Below are 575 nucleotides of genomic sequence, written 5' to 3' on the forward strand. Positions count from 1 at the left end.
CCCCAGTCCCATCCCATTCCTTATTGATCGTCGAAGTGGAATCTTTGGCTTTCAGATTTCTCAGTGACACGGTCTTGCGGATTTCCAGTTCGCGTTTGTTGTTTTGCAGGTATTCACGGTGCATCTGCTGCAGGCTGGTTTTCAGCTGTTCACCGGCACCGAGGCCACGGTAGGACGAGTTCCACGCCCCCGCCTGGATAAAGGTCTGCCGGTAATCGCCCATTTCGTATTGCCAGCAGGCTTCGGCCGCCTGGCACAACGACTGTGCGGTGGTGTAGGCGGTGTAGTAGAAGCTGGCGAACTTGCTGTTGAGCCAGTCATAGGTCTGGGATTTGCTGAAGCGGTTGCTGCTCAGCAGGAAGTCATGGGTGGCCTTGGCCTGCTCCAGTGCGGTTTGCGCCTGGCGCAGTTGCAGTTGGGTCGCTTTGTGTTGGGCTTCGTAGACGGCGAGTTGGGCTTCGATTTGTTTGGCTTCGAGTTTTGACTGGTCAAGGGCCTGTGCCCATTCCACAGCGCGGCGGCGATATTGTTCATAGAGCCCGATGGCTTCGCCTGCACCATGGGAAGCGGTGGCC

General features: G+C 57.2%; 1 protein-coding gene. It reads right to left on the reverse strand.

Going from position 1 to position 575, the window contains the following annotated elements; genetic code table 11:
- A partial coding sequence (locus tag AC1DCY_RS27355; protein ID WP_477355851.1) for a Tc toxin subunit A-related protein occupies positions 1-575 on the reverse strand: 575 nt, incomplete at both ends.

Source organism: Lysinibacillus sp. 10T31 (assembly GCF_056394365.1).